The 13,759-nt window shown below is 73.3% G+C and carries 11 protein-coding genes; 4 read left to right on the top strand and 7 right to left on the bottom strand.

All coding sequences use genetic code 11. From position 1 onward, the window contains the following. Nucleotides 1-248 precede the first annotated feature (248 nt). From whiA to uvrC, 4 genes are read right to left on the bottom strand one after another with little or no spacing between them, the layout of a single operon-like run. The gene (gene whiA / locus EAO77_RS24220) at nucleotides 249-1,238 is read right to left on the bottom strand and encodes a DNA-binding protein WhiA (protein WP_005318962.1); all 990 of its coding nucleotides are present in this window, start codon (nucleotides 1,236-1,238) and stop codon (nucleotides 249-251) included. Beyond that, nucleotides 1,229-2,263, bottom strand: a complete 1,035-nt coding sequence (yvcK, locus tag EAO77_RS24215; protein ID WP_147990398.1) for a uridine diphosphate-N-acetylglucosamine-binding protein YvcK — start codon at nucleotides 2,261-2,263, stop codon at nucleotides 1,229-1,231. Before yvcK ends, whiA begins: the two co-directional genes overlap by 10 nt. Further along, a complete protein-coding gene (rapZ, locus tag EAO77_RS24210) occupies nucleotides 2,260-3,201 on the bottom strand; it encodes an RNase adapter RapZ (RefSeq protein ID WP_147990397.1) in 942 nt (313 codons plus the stop codon). The genes yvcK and rapZ overlap by 4 nt, the downstream gene beginning before the upstream one ends. Further along, nucleotides 3,198-5,207 (bottom strand): excinuclease ABC subunit UvrC, encoded by a 2,010-nt coding sequence (uvrC, locus tag EAO77_RS24205; RefSeq protein WP_147990396.1) that lies wholly within the window; start codon nucleotides 5,205-5,207, stop codon nucleotides 3,198-3,200. The genes rapZ and uvrC overlap by 4 nt, the downstream gene beginning before the upstream one ends. 247 nt (nucleotides 5,208-5,454) lie before the next feature. Here uvrC and EAO77_RS24200 point away from each other — a divergent pair, with 247 nt between their 5' ends. Further along, complete coding sequence (locus tag EAO77_RS24200; RefSeq protein ID WP_147990395.1) at nucleotides 5,455-6,390, top strand: hypothetical protein; 936 nt, start codon at nucleotides 5,455-5,457, stop codon at nucleotides 6,388-6,390. 24 nt (nucleotides 6,391-6,414) lie between these two features. Here EAO77_RS24200 and EAO77_RS24195 read toward each other — a convergent pair whose 3' ends face one another. Beyond that, complete coding sequence (locus tag EAO77_RS24195; RefSeq protein ID WP_147990394.1) at nucleotides 6,415-6,843, bottom strand: Rieske (2Fe-2S) protein; 429 nt, start codon at nucleotides 6,841-6,843, stop codon at nucleotides 6,415-6,417. A gap of 224 nt (nucleotides 6,844-7,067) precedes the next feature. On the opposite strand from EAO77_RS24195, the gene EAO77_RS24190 reads away from it, so the two are divergent. Continuing rightward, nucleotides 7,068-7,967 carry a carbohydrate kinase family protein gene (locus EAO77_RS24190; RefSeq protein WP_147990393.1) on the top strand — a complete coding sequence of 300 codons (900 nt, stop codon included), beginning with the start codon at nucleotides 7,068-7,070 and terminating at the stop codon, nucleotides 7,965-7,967. Between the two features lie 338 nt (nucleotides 7,968-8,305). Here EAO77_RS24190 and uvrA read toward each other — a convergent pair whose 3' ends face one another. Next, entirely contained in the window at nucleotides 8,306-11,272 is a 2,967-nt protein-coding gene (gene uvrA / locus EAO77_RS24185) for an excinuclease ABC subunit UvrA (protein ID WP_147990392.1), read from the bottom strand. A gap of 195 nt (nucleotides 11,273-11,467) precedes the next feature. Between uvrA and EAO77_RS24180 the strand changes: the two genes are divergently transcribed. Next, the gene (locus EAO77_RS24180) at nucleotides 11,468-12,151 is read left to right on the top strand and encodes a maleylpyruvate isomerase family mycothiol-dependent enzyme (protein ID WP_147990391.1); all 684 of its coding nucleotides are present in this window, start codon (nucleotides 11,468-11,470) and stop codon (nucleotides 12,149-12,151) included. Nucleotides 12,152-12,230: 79 nt separating this feature from the next. After that, a complete protein-coding gene (locus EAO77_RS24175) occupies nucleotides 12,231-12,887 on the top strand; it encodes an MBL fold metallo-hydrolase (RefSeq protein WP_147990390.1) in 657 nt (218 codons plus the stop codon). A gap of 244 nt (nucleotides 12,888-13,131) precedes the next feature. Here EAO77_RS24175 and EAO77_RS24165 read toward each other — a convergent pair. Then, a partial coding sequence (locus EAO77_RS24165) for an alpha/beta fold hydrolase (RefSeq protein ID WP_315986112.1) occupies nucleotides 13,132-13,759 on the bottom strand: 628 nt, incomplete at its 5' end.

The raw sequence follows: 13,759 nt of genomic DNA, 5'->3' as shown, positions 1-13,759 counted from the left end.
TTTCGACGCCGGCGAGTTTTATAGGGATGTCCCCGACCGCCTACGACCCTACCTCTCCGGAGCCTGCGGAGTGACATCAGGAACAGTCCGTATGTCTTGCGGCGTCGCGTACTGGCCAGTAAAGAACGTCGGCCGCGAAGCCGGGGAGAGGCCCGCCGCGCGGGCGTCCGGCCCCGGACACACCGCTGCCGACACCCGAAGGGGCGTCGGCAGCTGGGCGGTTGACGCGGGGACGCGGCGCGGGGCCGTCAGCCGACGAGGCCGTCGGCCATCTCCTCGGTCAGGTTGGACTCCGTACCGGGAATGCCCAGATCCTGGGCGCGCTTGTCGGCCATGGCGAGCAGACGGCGGATCCGGCCGGCCACCGCGTCCTTGGTCAGCGGCGGGTCGGCGAGCGCGCCGAGCTCCTCCAGGGACGCCTGCTTGTGCTCCATGCGCAGCCGTCCCGCGGCGGCGAGGTGCTCGGGCACCTCCTCGCCGAGGATCTCCAGGGCGCGCTGCACCCGGGCCCCCGCGGCGACCGCGGCACGGGCGCTGCGGCGCAGGTTCGCGTCGTCGAAGTTGGCGAGGCGGTTGGCCGTGGCGCGGACCTCGCGGCGCATCCGCCGCTCCTCCCAGGCCAGCACCGACTCGTGCGCCCCGAGCCTGGTCAGCAGCGCGCCGATCGCGTCGCCGTCGCGGACGACCACCCGGTCGACGCCGCGCACCTCGCGGGCCTTCGCGGCGATGGAGAGCCTGCGGGCCGCGCCGACCAGCGCCAGGGCGGCCTCCGGGCCGGGGCAGGTGACCTCCAGGGAGGAAGACCGGCCGGGCTCGGTGAGGGAGCCGTGCGCCAGGAACGCGCCGCGCCAGGCCGCCTCGGCGTCGCAGGTGGCGCCGGAGACGACCTGCGGGGGCAGGCCGCGGATCGGGCGCCCCCGGCCGTCGACGAGCCCGGTCTGCCGGGCGAGCTGGTCACCGCCCGCCACCACCCTGACCACGAAGCGTGAACCGCGGCGCAGACCGCCCGGCGCCATCACCATCAGCTCCGAGCTGTGGCCGAAGATCTCCAGGATGTCCCGCTTCAGACGGCGCGCGGCGATGCCCGTGTCCAGCTCGGCCTCGATCACGATGCGTCCGCTGACCAGGTGCAGACCGCCCGCGAACCGCAGGATGGCCGAGACCTCCGCCTTTCTGCAGCAGGTCCGGGTGACGGGAAGCCGGGAGATCTCGTCCTTCACCGCTGCCGTCATCGCCATGGGCCGATCCTTCCATGCATCCGAAAAATACGGTCGTACGCGGCGGCCAACAGCTCCGGGTCGTGCTTCGGAACACCGTCGGGAGAGGCCACCGGAGCCAGCTCGACCGCGGCTCCGAGGCGCTTGGCGGCGTCGTCGAGGGATGCGCGGTCGGGCACTGCGGCCTCGTCGGCCAGCACCACGTCCAGGGCGAGTTTAGGCGCGTGTCGTCCCAAAACCTCCAAATGACGCTGCGGTGAGAAGCCATCTGTTTCGCCGGGCTGCGGGGCGAGGTTGAGCGAGAGGACCCGGCGTGCCCTGGTCTCGACCAGCGCGTCGAGCAGTTCCGGCACCAGGAGGTGCGGAATCACCGAGGAGAACCAGGATCCGGGCCCCAGGACCACCCAGTCGGCGTCGAGTACGGCCTCGACGGCCTCCGGGACCGCGGGCGGGTCGTGCGGCACGAGGTGGACGGACTGCACCTCGCCCGGCGTGAGCGCCACGGTGGCCTGACCGCGCACGGTGTCGACGTCGTCCGGGCGGGCCGGGTCGTGGCCCCGGACCAGGGCCTGGAGCTCCAGTGGCACCGCGGACATCGGCAGCACCCGGCCCTGGGCGCCGAGGAGCCTGCCGACCAGGTCCAGCGCCTGGACGTGGTCGCCCAGCTGCTCCCACAGGGCGACGATCAGCAGATTGCCGACCGCGTGCTCGTGCAGCTCGCCCTGGGACTGGAAGCGGTGCTGGATGACGCGGGCCCAGGTCTGGCCCCAGTCGTCGTCGCCGCACAGCGCCGCCAGCGCCTTGCGCAGGTCTCCGGGCGGCAGCACGCCGAGCTCCTCCCGGAGCCGGCCGCTGGATCCGCCGTCGTCGGCGACCGTGACCACCGCGGTCAGGTCGCCGGTGATGCGGCGCAGCGCCGCCAGCGACGCGGACAGCCCCATGCCGCCGCCGAGGGCGACGACCTTGGGCTGTGCGCCGCGCTTCCGTGCCGACGGCGTGCGCGTGGTCCTGCGCAGCCGCCGCAGACGGAGGGTGCGTCCGGTCACTCGCGCCCCATGTCCCGGTGCACGACCACGGTCTCGACCCCGGCGGCGGAGAGGCGGGCGGCCAGCTTCTCGGAGGTGGCCACCGAGCGGTGCTTGCCGCCCGTGCAGCCGACGGCGATCGTCACGTAGCGCTTGCCCTCACGGCGGTAGCCGGAGGCGATCAGCTGGAGCAGCTCGGTGTACCGGTCGAGGAACTCCTTGGCCCCGGGCTGGTTGAAGACGTAGTTCGACACCTCTTCGTTCAGGCCGGTGAAGGGGCGCAGCTCGGGGACCCAGTGCGGGTTGGGCAGGAAGCGCATGTCGACGACGAGGTCGGCGTCGACGGGCAGTCCGTACTTGAAGCCGAACGACATCACCGTCGCTCGCAGCTCCGGCTCCTCGTCGCCGGCGAACTGGGCGTCCATCTTGGCGCGCAGTTCGTGGACGTTGAGGCTGGAGGTGTCGATGACCAGGTCGGCGTCGCCGCGCAGCTCGCGCAGCAGGTCGCGTTCGGCGGCGATGCCGTCGACGATGCGGCCGTCGCCCTGGAGCGGATGGGGCCTGCGGACCGACTCGAAGCGGCGCACCAGGGCGTCGTCGGACGACTCCAGGAAGACGATCCGGCGGGTGACCTGCTTGGCGTCGAGGTCGGCGAGGGACTCGCGGAGGTTGTCGAAGAAGCGCCGGCCCCGGACGTCGACGACGACGGCGATCCGGGCGACGTTGCCCTGGGACCGGGCGCCGAGCTCGACCATGGTGGGGATCAGCGCGGGCGGCAGGTTGTCGACGACGAACCAGCCGAGGTCCTCCAGACACTTGGCCGCCGTACTGCGTCCGGCGCCGGACATGCCCGAGATGATCACCAGCTCGGGGATGGCCACGTCCGCTGCGCTGTCGGCGGGCTCGTGGGCGTTGCCCGTACTCATGTCTGCTGCTCCGTCTCGATCGTGCTCGGTCATGGCGTGCTGCCCCCGTCGTTCTCTTCAATGATCTCTCCTGTCGCCGTGTTCACGGCGGGTGCGGCCGGAGCCGCCTGGGCGAGGGCCACGACGACGGACTCGGCCGTCTTGCGGCCCATGCCCGGGACCTCGCAGATCTGCTCGATTGTCGCCTGCCGCAGGCGCTTGACCGAGCCGAAATGCTTGATCAGGGCCTGCTTGCGGGTCTCCCCGAGACCCGGGATCGTATCGAGCGGGCTGGTGCGGATCCTCTTGGTGCGCTTCGAGCGCTGGTAGCGGATGGCGAAGTCGTGCGCGGTGTCGCGGATCCGCTGCAGCAGGTACAGGCCCTCGCTGGAGCGGGGCAGCACGACCGGGTCGTCGTCGTGCGGCAGCCAGACCTCCTCCAGGCGCTTGGCCAGGCCGCAGACCGCGACGTCGTCGATGCCCAGCTCGTCGAGGGCCCGCTGGGCCGCCGCGACCTGCGGACGGCCGCCGTCGACGACGACGAGCTGGGGCGGGTAGGCGAACTTTTTCGGACGCCCGTCGTCCGCCTCCTCCGCGTCCGGGGCGTCCTCGCCGATCCACTCCCCCGTGCGGTCCTTCTCCGCGAGGTAGCGCCGGAAGCGGCGGCTGATCACCTCGTGCATCGAGCGGACGTCGTCCTGTCCCTGGCCGTGCCAGACCTGCGTGTCCCCGACCCGGCCCTTGATCTGGAAGCGGCGGTACTCGCTCTTGCGGGCGAGGCCGTCCTCGAAGACGACCATCGACGCCACCACGTCGTCGCCCTGGAAGTGGGAGATGTCGAAGCACTCGATGCGCAGTGGCGCCGAGTCCAGGCCGAGGGCCTCGGCGATCTCCTCCAGGGCGCGGGAGCGGGTGGTCAGATCACCGGCACGCCGGGTCTTGTGGAGGGCGAGGGCCTGCTGCGCGTTGCGCTGGACCGTCTCCATGAGGTCCTTCTTGTCCCCGCGCTGGGGGACGCGCAGGGAGACGTTCGCCCCCCGGCGCTCGCCCAGCCAGGCGGAGACGGCGGCGACGTCCTCGGGCAGCGCCGGGACGAGGACCTCCTTGGGCACGGCGTCGCCGCGCTCCTCGCCGTAGAGCTGCTGGAGGGCGTGCTCGACCAGGCCCGCCGTGTCCACGGCCTCGACCTTGTCGGTGACCCAGCCGCGCTGGCCGCGCACCCGGCCGCCGCGGACGTGGAAGATCTGGACGGCGGCCTCCAGCTCGTCCTCGGCCAGGGCGATGAGGTCCGCGTCGGTGGCGTCGGCGAGCACCACCGCGTTCTTCTCCAGGGCACGGCGGAGGGCGCCTATGTCGTCGCGCAGCCGGGCGGCCCGCTCGTACTCCATCTCGTCGGCCGCCTCGGCCATCTGCTTCTCCAGGCGGCGGAGGTAGGTGCCGGTGCGGCCGGCCATGAAGTCGCAGAACTCCTCGGCCAGTTCACGGTGCTCCTCGGGGGTGACCCGGCCCACGCAGGGGGCGGAGCACTTGCCGATGTAGCCGAGCAGGCAGGGGCGGCCGCGCTGCACGTGGTTCTTGAACACCCCCGCGGAGCAGGTGCGCACGGGGAAGACGCGCAGCATCAGGTCGACGGTCTCGCGGATGGCCCAGGCGTGGCCGTACGGCCCGAAGTAGCGGACACCCTTGCGCTTGGCGCCGCGCATCACCTGGACGCGGGGGAATTCCTCGTTCAGCGTGACGGCGAGGTACGGGTAGCTCTTGTCGTCGCGGTACTTGACGTTGAACCGGGGGTCGAACTCCTTGATCCAGGAGTACTCCAGCTGGAGTGCCTCGACCTCCGTCGACACGACCGTCCACTCCACGGAGGCGGCCGTGGTGACCATGGTGCGCGTGCGCGGGTGGAGGTTGGCCAGGTCCTGGAAGTAGCTGGCGAGGCGCTGGCGCAGGCTCTTCGCCTTGCCGACGTAGATCACCCGGCGGTGGTCGTCGCGGAACTTGTAGACCCCCGGCGAGTCGGGGATCTGTCCCGGCTTGGGGCGGTAGCTGGAGGGGTCGGCCATGCCGACCACCCTACTGGCGGGCGATGACACCCCGGTCGCCTCCCGGCAGGGACATGACCACGTCCCGGGACGGTCCGGATTCTTGTCCGCGGAGGGCCGGCACGCTTCAATGCCAGTGGCGCGGCGCCGTCGAGCGTGTGGCCGGGACGTGGAGACCTCCGTCCCCCACCCGGCGGGCCGCCCCCGCCCACCCCCGGCGGTCGCACCACGGCGCACCCCCCACCGCAGCGATCGAGCCGGAGGAACCATGGGCCACACCGAGGCCGAACTGGCGCGGGTGCTGAACACGGGCCCCTTCCACCAGGCGCTGCGCGCCGCTCTCTCGGTGCGCGGGCTGCCGCTCCAGCGGGTCCAGCACCACCTGGCGCACCGCGGCATCAAGGTCGGCGTGACCAGCCTCTGCTACTGGCAGCAGGGTGCCCGCCGACCGCGGCGTCCCGAGTCGCTGCGCGCCGTTCGCGCCCTGGAGGAGGTGCTGGAGCTGCCCGCCCACTCGCTGATCCGTCTGCTCGGCACGGACGGGACCGGCGGCCGGCGGCCGGCACCGGCACCGGCACCGGCCGTCCGCGCGTACCGCGGGCTCGCCGAGCTCACGGGCGAGGCCGAGCGCCTGCTCGGCGGCTCGGCCCCGCAGCCCGGCGGGCTGGAGACCCTGGCGCTGCAGGAACGGGTGCGCATCGGCGCCGACCGGCGGCTGCTCGGGCGCGACGCGCAGCATGTGGTGCGCGCCCGGCGGGACGGGGTCGACCGCTTCCTCGCCGTGCACCGCGGCGAGGCGGGGTGCGACCCGGACCGGGTGGAGATCAGCGCCCTGGAGAACTGCCGCCCCGGCCGGATCCGGCGGGACCGCGCGGCCGGCACCGTGGTGGCCGAGCTGCTCTTCGACGGGGCGCTGCGCGTGGGCGAGACGTACGTCTTCGGCTACGGGGTCGAGGACGGCACCGGCGGGCCCAGCGGCGCCTGCGTCCGCGGGTTCGGCGGCCGGGGAGGGCAGTACCTGCTCCAGGTGCGCTTCGCCCCCGGGGCGCTGCCGCTGCGCTGCCACCGGTTCGCCAGTGCGGCGGACGGCACCCCGCGCGGCGTCCGCACGGAGCTCGCCGTCAGCCGCCGGCACCGCACCGTGCACCTGCTGGAGCAGGGCGTGCGGCCCGGGGCGGTGGGCATCGAGTGGCAGTGGGAGTGAGGCACCGGGCCCCCCGCGGGGCGCTTACGCCTCCGGGCCGGCCACCAGCTTGCCGCCCTCGGCCCTCACGGGCACCTCGGGCAGCGGGACCGTCGCCGGTCCCTTCAGGGCCTTGCCCGTGGTGACGTCGAAGCGGCTGCCGTGGCAGGGGCAGTTGCCCTCGGTGCCCTCCACCTTGTCCAGGACGCAACCGGCGTGGGTGCACTGGGCGCTGAACGCCTTGTACTGGCCGGCGGCCGGGCAGTGGACGACCAGACGCTGCTCGCGGTAGAGCTTGGCGCCGCCCACCGGCACGGCGTCGGCGGCGCCGAGGTCGACGGGGGCGGTCGGCGTGGGGACCTCGGCGTGGCCCAGCTTGGAGTCCGTGGAGCAGGCGGCCGCGCCGAGCCCGGCGGCGCCGGCGAGGGCCGCGCCCTTCAGAACGGTACGGCGGGCGGTCGGGCGGCCGGGCATGGGAACTCCACGGGTCGGTTCGTCGTGGCGCGACCGGGGTGGGAGCCGGGGTACGCCGGGGGTGACACACCGCGGCGACCCGCACGACGTCCATGACCTGCGCGGCCTCGGTGGGCCGGGAGTCCCGGGACCTCGGTGACACGACCGACGATACCGGCGTGCGACGGGGTCCCCGGTGGCGGGCTCCCTGTCGGCGCGCGGGGCCATGGGTTACGTTCTGGCCCGTGATCGTCGTCGCCGGTGAAGCCCTGATCGACCTGGTCCCGCACGGGGACGGGGTCCCGCTGCCCGCGCTGCTGCCGCGGCCGGGCGGCGGTCCGTACAACACGGCGCTGGCCCTCGGCCGGCTCGGAGCCGGTGCCGTCTTCTGCTCCCGGGTGTCGACGGACGGTTTCGGCGAGGCCCTGCTCGACGGGCTCCGCGCCGCAGGCGTGGACGTCTCGCTGGTGCAGCGGGGCCCGGAGCCGACCACGCTGGCGGTCGCCGCCATCGGCACGGACGGGTCGGCCGGCTACGGGTTCTACGCCGAGGGCACCGCGGACCGGCTGTTCGAGCTGCCCGCCGCGCTGCCCGCCGCGGCGCGGGCGCTGGCGCTGGGCACCTGCTCGCTGGTGCTGGAGCCGGGCGCGAGCGCCTACGAGGCGCTGCTGCTGCGGGAGTCGGGGCGGGGGCTGTTCACCCTGCTCGATCCCAATGTCCGGGCCGGGCTGATCCCGGACGCGGACGCCTACCGCGCGCGCTTCGCCGACTGGCTCCCCCATGTCACGCTGCTGAAGCTGTCCGAGGACGACGCCGGCTGGCTGGGCGGTGTCCCCGAGGGACCGGAGGCGGTGGTCCTGACCCGGGCGGGCGCCGGCCTCACCGTGCGGACCGCGTCGGGCGTGGAGGTCTCCGTGCCGGCGGCCCCGGTGACCGTCGCCGACACCATCGGCGCGGGCGACACGGTGAACGCGGCACTGCTGCACGCGCTGGCCGCGCGGGACGCCCTGTGCCCCGGGGCGCTGCGGAGCCTCGGGCCGGACGCCTGGCACGACGTCCTCTCCTTCGCGGCCCGCGCCGCGGCCGTGACGTGCTCCCGTACCGGCGCGGAGCCGCCGTACGCGAGCGAGGTGCCCACGGTCTGAACCCTGCCGCCGGCACGGGGGGGGTGGCGGGGCGCCGCGGACCGGCGAACCCCCGGCTGGGGGCCGGACGCCGGTGCGGCCGCCGCCGGGCGGCCGCAGGCTCGATGGCGTCTGCCGCAGGCGCCTGTGCCTCTGGAGCCGGACGGCCGCAGGCTCGGTGGCGTCTGCCGCCGGACGGCCGCAGACGCCTGTGCCTCTGGGCCGGGCGGCCGCAGGCTCGGTGGCGTCTGCCGCCGGACGGCCCCGAACCGCCCCGCCACGGCCCGTGCGGGAGCACCCGCCGTGGAACGACACGGGCCGGGCACGGGGGCAGACGCCCCCGTGCCCGGCCCGGACGCTCACGCCTTGCGCTGGCGCGGGGTGCGTCCCGCGGCCGCCGTCTTCTTCGCGGCGGTCTTCTTCGCCGCGGTCTTCCGGGCGGGCCTGCGCGCCGCCGGCACCGGGGCCGCGTCGCTGATGCGCTCCGCGTCGAGGATGTCCCGGAGGAACTTGCCGGTGTGGCTGGCCGGGACGCCCGCGACCTGCTCGGGAGTGCCCTCGGCGATCACCAGACCGCCGCCGCTGCCCCCTTCGGGACCCATGTCGACGACCCAGTCGGCGACCTTGATCACGTCGAGGTTGTGCTCGATCACGATGACCGAGTTCCCCTTGTCGACGAGGCCGGACAGCACCTTGATCAGCTTGCTGATGTCCTCGAAGTGCAGACCGGTGGTCGGCTCGTCGAGCACGTAGACGGTGCGGCCGGTGGAGCGCTTCTGCAGTTCGGACGCCAGCTTCACACGCTGGGCCTCGCCGCCGGAGAGGGTGGGCGCCGACTGTCCGAGCCGGACGTACCCGAGGCCCACCTCGTTGAGCGTGCGCAGGTGACGGGAGATCGTGGGGACCGCCTCGAAGAAGTCGAGCGCCTCCTCGATCGGCATGTCCAGCACCTCGGCGATGGACTTGCCCTTGTAGTGGACCTCCAGCGTCTCCCGGTTGTAGCGCGCCCCGTGGCAGACCTCGCAGGGGACGTACACGTCCGGCAGGAAGTTCATCTCGATCTTGATGGTGCCGTCGCCGGAGCAGTTCTCGCAGCGGCCGCCCTTGACGTTGAAGGAGAACCGGCCGGGCAGGTAGCCGCGGACCTTGGCCTCCATCGTCTCCGCGAACAGCTTGCGGACATGGTCGAAGACACCGGTGTACGTGGCCGGGTTGGAGCGCGGGGTCCGGCCGATCGGCGACTGGTCGACGTGCACCACCTTGTCGACGAGATCGTCGCCGTCGACCCGGGTGTGACGCCCCGGGACCGACTTGGCGCCGTTCAGCTCGCGGGCCAGGTGGGTGTAGAGGATGTCGTTGACCAGGGTCGACTTGCCGGAGCCGGAGACACCGGTGACGGCCGTGAGCACGCCGAGGGGGAAGGAGACGTCGATGTCCCGGAGGTTGTTCTCCCGGGCGCCGTGCACGGTGAGCCGGCGGCCGGGGTCGACCGGGCGGCGCACGTCGGGCGTGGGGATCGACCGCTTGCCGGCCAGGTACTGCCCGGTCATCGACTCGGTGTTCTTCAGGAGCTCCTTCAGCGAACCGGAGTGCACGACCTTGCCGCCGTGCTCACCGGCGCCGGGGCCGATGTCGACGACCCAGTCGGCGACCTTGATCGTGTCCTCGTCGTGCTCGACGACGATCAGGGTGTTGCCCATGTCGCGCAGGCGGACCAGGGTCTCGATGAGCCGGTGGTTGTCGCGCTGGTGGAGGCCGATGGACGGCTCGTCCAGCACGTACAGCACGCCGACGAGACCGGAGCCGATCTGGGTGGCGAGCCGGATGCGCTGGGCCTCGCCGCCGGAGAGGGTGCCGGCCGCGCGGTTGAGCGAGAGGTAGTCGAGGCCGACGTCGACGAGGAAGCGCAGCCGCTCGTTGACCTCCTTGAGGACCCGCTCGGCGATCTTCTTGTCGCGGGCGGTCAGCTTGAGGCGGCCGAGGAAGTCGGCGCACTCGCTGATCGACATCGCGGCGACGTCGGCGATGGACTTCTCCATCACGGTGACGGCGAGCACGATCGGCTTCAGGCGGGTGCCCTCACAGGTGGGGCACGGCACCTCGCGCATGTACCCCTCGAAGCGCTCCCTGCTGGAGTCGCTCTCGGCCTCGGAGTGCCGCCGCTTGACGAACTGCACGGCGCCTTCGAAGGCGGGGGTGGTCCAGGCGCGCTCGCGACCGTAGCGGTTGCGGTAGCGGACCTCGAGCTGGGTCTTGTGGCCGTACAGCAGCGCCTTCTTGGCGCGGGCGGGCAGCCCCGCCCAGGGCATGTCGGTGGAGAAGCCGAGCGCCTGCGCGAGCCCGTTGACCAGCCGGCCGAAGTACTCCTTGGTGTGGCCGTGCGACCAGGGGTGGATGGCGCCCTCGTCGAGGGACTTGTCCTCGTCGGGGACGATCAGCTCCGGGTCGACCTCCATGCGGGTGCCGATGCCGGTGCAGTCGGGGCAGGCGCCGAAGGGCGAGTTGAAGGAGAAGGAGCGGGGCTCCAGCTCCTCGAAGGAGAGGTCGTCGTACGGGCAGTACAGGTGCTCCGAGTACATCCGCTCGCGCTCGGGGTCGTCCTCGGCAAGGTCGACGAAGTCGAGCACGACCATGCCGCCGGACAGGCCCAGGGCGGTCTCGACGGAGTCCGTCAGCCGGCGCTTGGCGCCGTCCTTCACGGTGAGGCGGTCGACGACCACCTCGATGGTGTGCTTCTCCTGCTTCTTCAGCGTCGGCGGCTCGGCGAGCTGGATGGTCTTCCCGTCCACCCGGGCACGGCTGTACCCCTTGGTCTGGAGATCGGAGAAGAGGTCGACGAACTCGCCCTTGCGCTCCCGCACCAGCGGGGAGAGCACCTGGAAGCGGCTGCCCTCGGGGAGGGCGAGCACCTTGTCGACGATGGCCTGCGGCGACTGGCGGGAGATCGGCCGGCTGCACTCGGGACAGTGCGGCTTGCCGATGCGCGCGAACAGCAGCCGGAGGTAGTCGTAGACCTCGGTGATGGTGCCGACCGTGGAGCGCGGATTGCGCGAGGTGGACTTCTGGTCGATCGAGACGGCCGGGGAGAGGCCCTCGATGAAGTCGACGTCGGGCTTGTCCATCTGCCCGAGGAACTGCCGGGCGTAGGAGGAGAGCGACTCGACGTAGCGGCGCTGCCCCTCGGCGAAGATCGTGTCGAACGCGAGGGACGACTTGCCCGACCCCGAGAGCCCGGTGAAAACGATGAGGGAGTCGCGCGGGAGGTCGAGCGAGACGTTCTTCAGATTGTGCTCGCGCGCGCCACGGACGATGAGACGGTCGGCCACGCCGGTCCGCACCTTTCTAGAGAGAAGCGGGGGCACAGCCCCCGCCCCGGCTGATGCCTGCCTGTGGGGGGCCGCCAGAACGATGGATGCCTGACTTTCAAGGATGCCTCCACCGAGCGTATAGCACGCGCATTCGATTTACGGACGCCTTCCGCCCGCTTCACCCGATCGTGTGGCGGAGCTATCGTCAGGCGCATGATCGATCACGCGCATGACCTGGCCTCTGTACGTGAGGCGACCGAGCGGCTGCTCACAGCAGTCGCCCACCTCGACAACGCGGCAGCGGCCGAGCCGTCACGCCTTCCCGGGTGGAGCCGGGGGCACGTGATGGCCCATCTCTCCCGTAACGCCGACGCGCTCGTAAATGTTCTCCGGGGTCTGCCGATGTACGTCAGCAGTGACGCACGCGACGCCGACATCGCGCGCGACGCCGCCCGTCCGCTGCGCGCGCACCTCGACGACCTGCGCGAGAGCGCCGCGCGCTTCGACGCCGAGGGCGCGGCCCCGGCCGACTGGGACCGCACGGTGGAGCTGCGCAACGGGGTCACCGACCGGGCGGCGCGGGTGCCGTTCCGCCGTCTCGTCGAGGTCGAGCTGCACCATGTGGACCTGGGCGTCGGCTACGAGCTGGAGGACCTGTCCGAGGAGTTCACCGCGCGCGAGACCGACTTCCTCGCGCAGCGCTTCAGCGGACTCGCGGACGTGCCCCCGACACGGATCGTGACCGGTTCCGGCGAGTGGACGACCGGCGGTGCCACCGGCACCGCCGTCACGGTCACGGGTACGCCCGCCGATGTCGTCGGCTGGCTCGCGGGCCGGCGCGACGGCTCCGCCCTGCGCACCACGGGCGGCCCGCTGCCCGCCCTGCCCCCGCTCTGAGCCGCCGGGGCACGGGGCGGCACGGGAGCGCGCGGCCGGGCCGAGCGGCCCGCGCCGCGGGGCCCTTAGGCTGAGCGGTATGACATACAGCGGTGTGGTGAAGGTCGGCGGCCCGGCGGACGTGCACGAGCTCACGGACCTGATGATCTCCAAGGTCGCGGTCGGCCCGATGGACAACAACGCCTATCTGCTGCGCTGCCGGGCGACGGGCGAGCAGATCCTGATCGACGCCGCGGCCGAGCCCGCGACCCTGCTCCGCCTGATCGGCGACGACTCGGTCACGGCGGTCGTCACCACCCACCGGCACGGCGACCACTGGGGCGCACTCGCCGAGGTCGTCGCCGCGACCGGTGCGCGCACGTACGCGGGGCGGCACGACACCGAGGGCATCCCCGTCCCGACCGACGTACCGGTCGACGACGGGGACACCGTGCGCGTGGGACATGTCGAGCTGACCGCCCGCCACCTGGTCGGGCACACCCCCGGCTCGATCGTGCTCGTCTACGACGACCCTCACGGCCACCCGCACGTGTTCACCGGCGACTGCCTGTTCCCCGGCGGCGTGGGCAACACCCACGACGACCCGGCGGCCTTCACCAGCCTGCTGGACGGCGTCGAGGAGAAGCTCTTCGGCCCCCTGCCCGACGAGGCGTGGGTCTACCCGGGCCACGGCAGGGACACCACGCTCGGCGCGGAACGCCCGCACCTCTCCGCATGGCGCAGCCGCGGCTGGTAGGCGGCATCGCGCCGGCGGTGTCGTTGAGGCGCTGACCCGGGCACCGGCACCGGGAGACCCCGGGGAGCGCTCCCCGGGCCGGGGCCTTCGCCGTGGCCGCGGCCTTCGCCGTGCCCGCGGCCGCCGTCCCGTCGACCGCCGCTCGGGAGCTCCGGGCCACAAGGCACAGACGGGGCGGCGCCCATGGGCCTCGTGTCCGGCTCCCGCAAGGGCGGGGAGGCCCCGGCGCACGGCACTCCCGGGCTCAGGCCCGGTCCACCGTGGTCGCGTCCGCGGGGGCGGCGCCGTCGGGCCGGGTGAAGGCGCGGGCGACCGCAGGGGGCAGGGGGGCGAGGCCCAGCAGGCCCGTCACCAGGCGCTCGGTGAGCGTGTGCCACGCGCCCGCGCCGCGGAGCATCGCATGGTCGCCGCCCGGCATCCGCAGGGCACAGGTCCTGGCGCCTGCGGCGCGGGCCCGGCGGGCCACGCTCCAGGATCCCCGGGGGTCCGTCACCCGGTCACGGTCGCCGTGGACCAGCACGACGTCCGTCCCGGCGAGGTGGGCGACGGGCTCGCCCTCGGGACACCACGGGGCGAGGGCGACCACGCCCCGCACCTGGGGGTGCGCCGCGGCACTCAGCGCGGCCCTGCCTCCCATCGAGTGGCCGACGAGGACGACAGGGACGCTCCCGCAGGCGGCGGCCAGCTCGTCGAGGGCGCGAGCGGCGTCCCGGGCAGCGTCGGCCCGCTCCCCGTTCCAGCCGCGGTGGATGTAGCGGACGCGGCCCACCACGATCCCGTGGCCCGCCGTCGCCCGCGCGATCCCGGACGTGAAGGGGCGCATCCGGGCGCCGGCCAGGCTCAGGGCGGAGGGCGGGGCCAGTCCGTCGGCG

The organism is Streptomyces sp. T39, assembly GCF_008042045.1.
Classification (GTDB): domain Bacteria; phylum Actinomycetota; class Actinomycetes; order Streptomycetales; family Streptomycetaceae; genus Streptomyces.
Note: the sequence above shows the minus strand (reverse complement) of the source record. Positions and strands in the feature narration are given on the sequence as shown.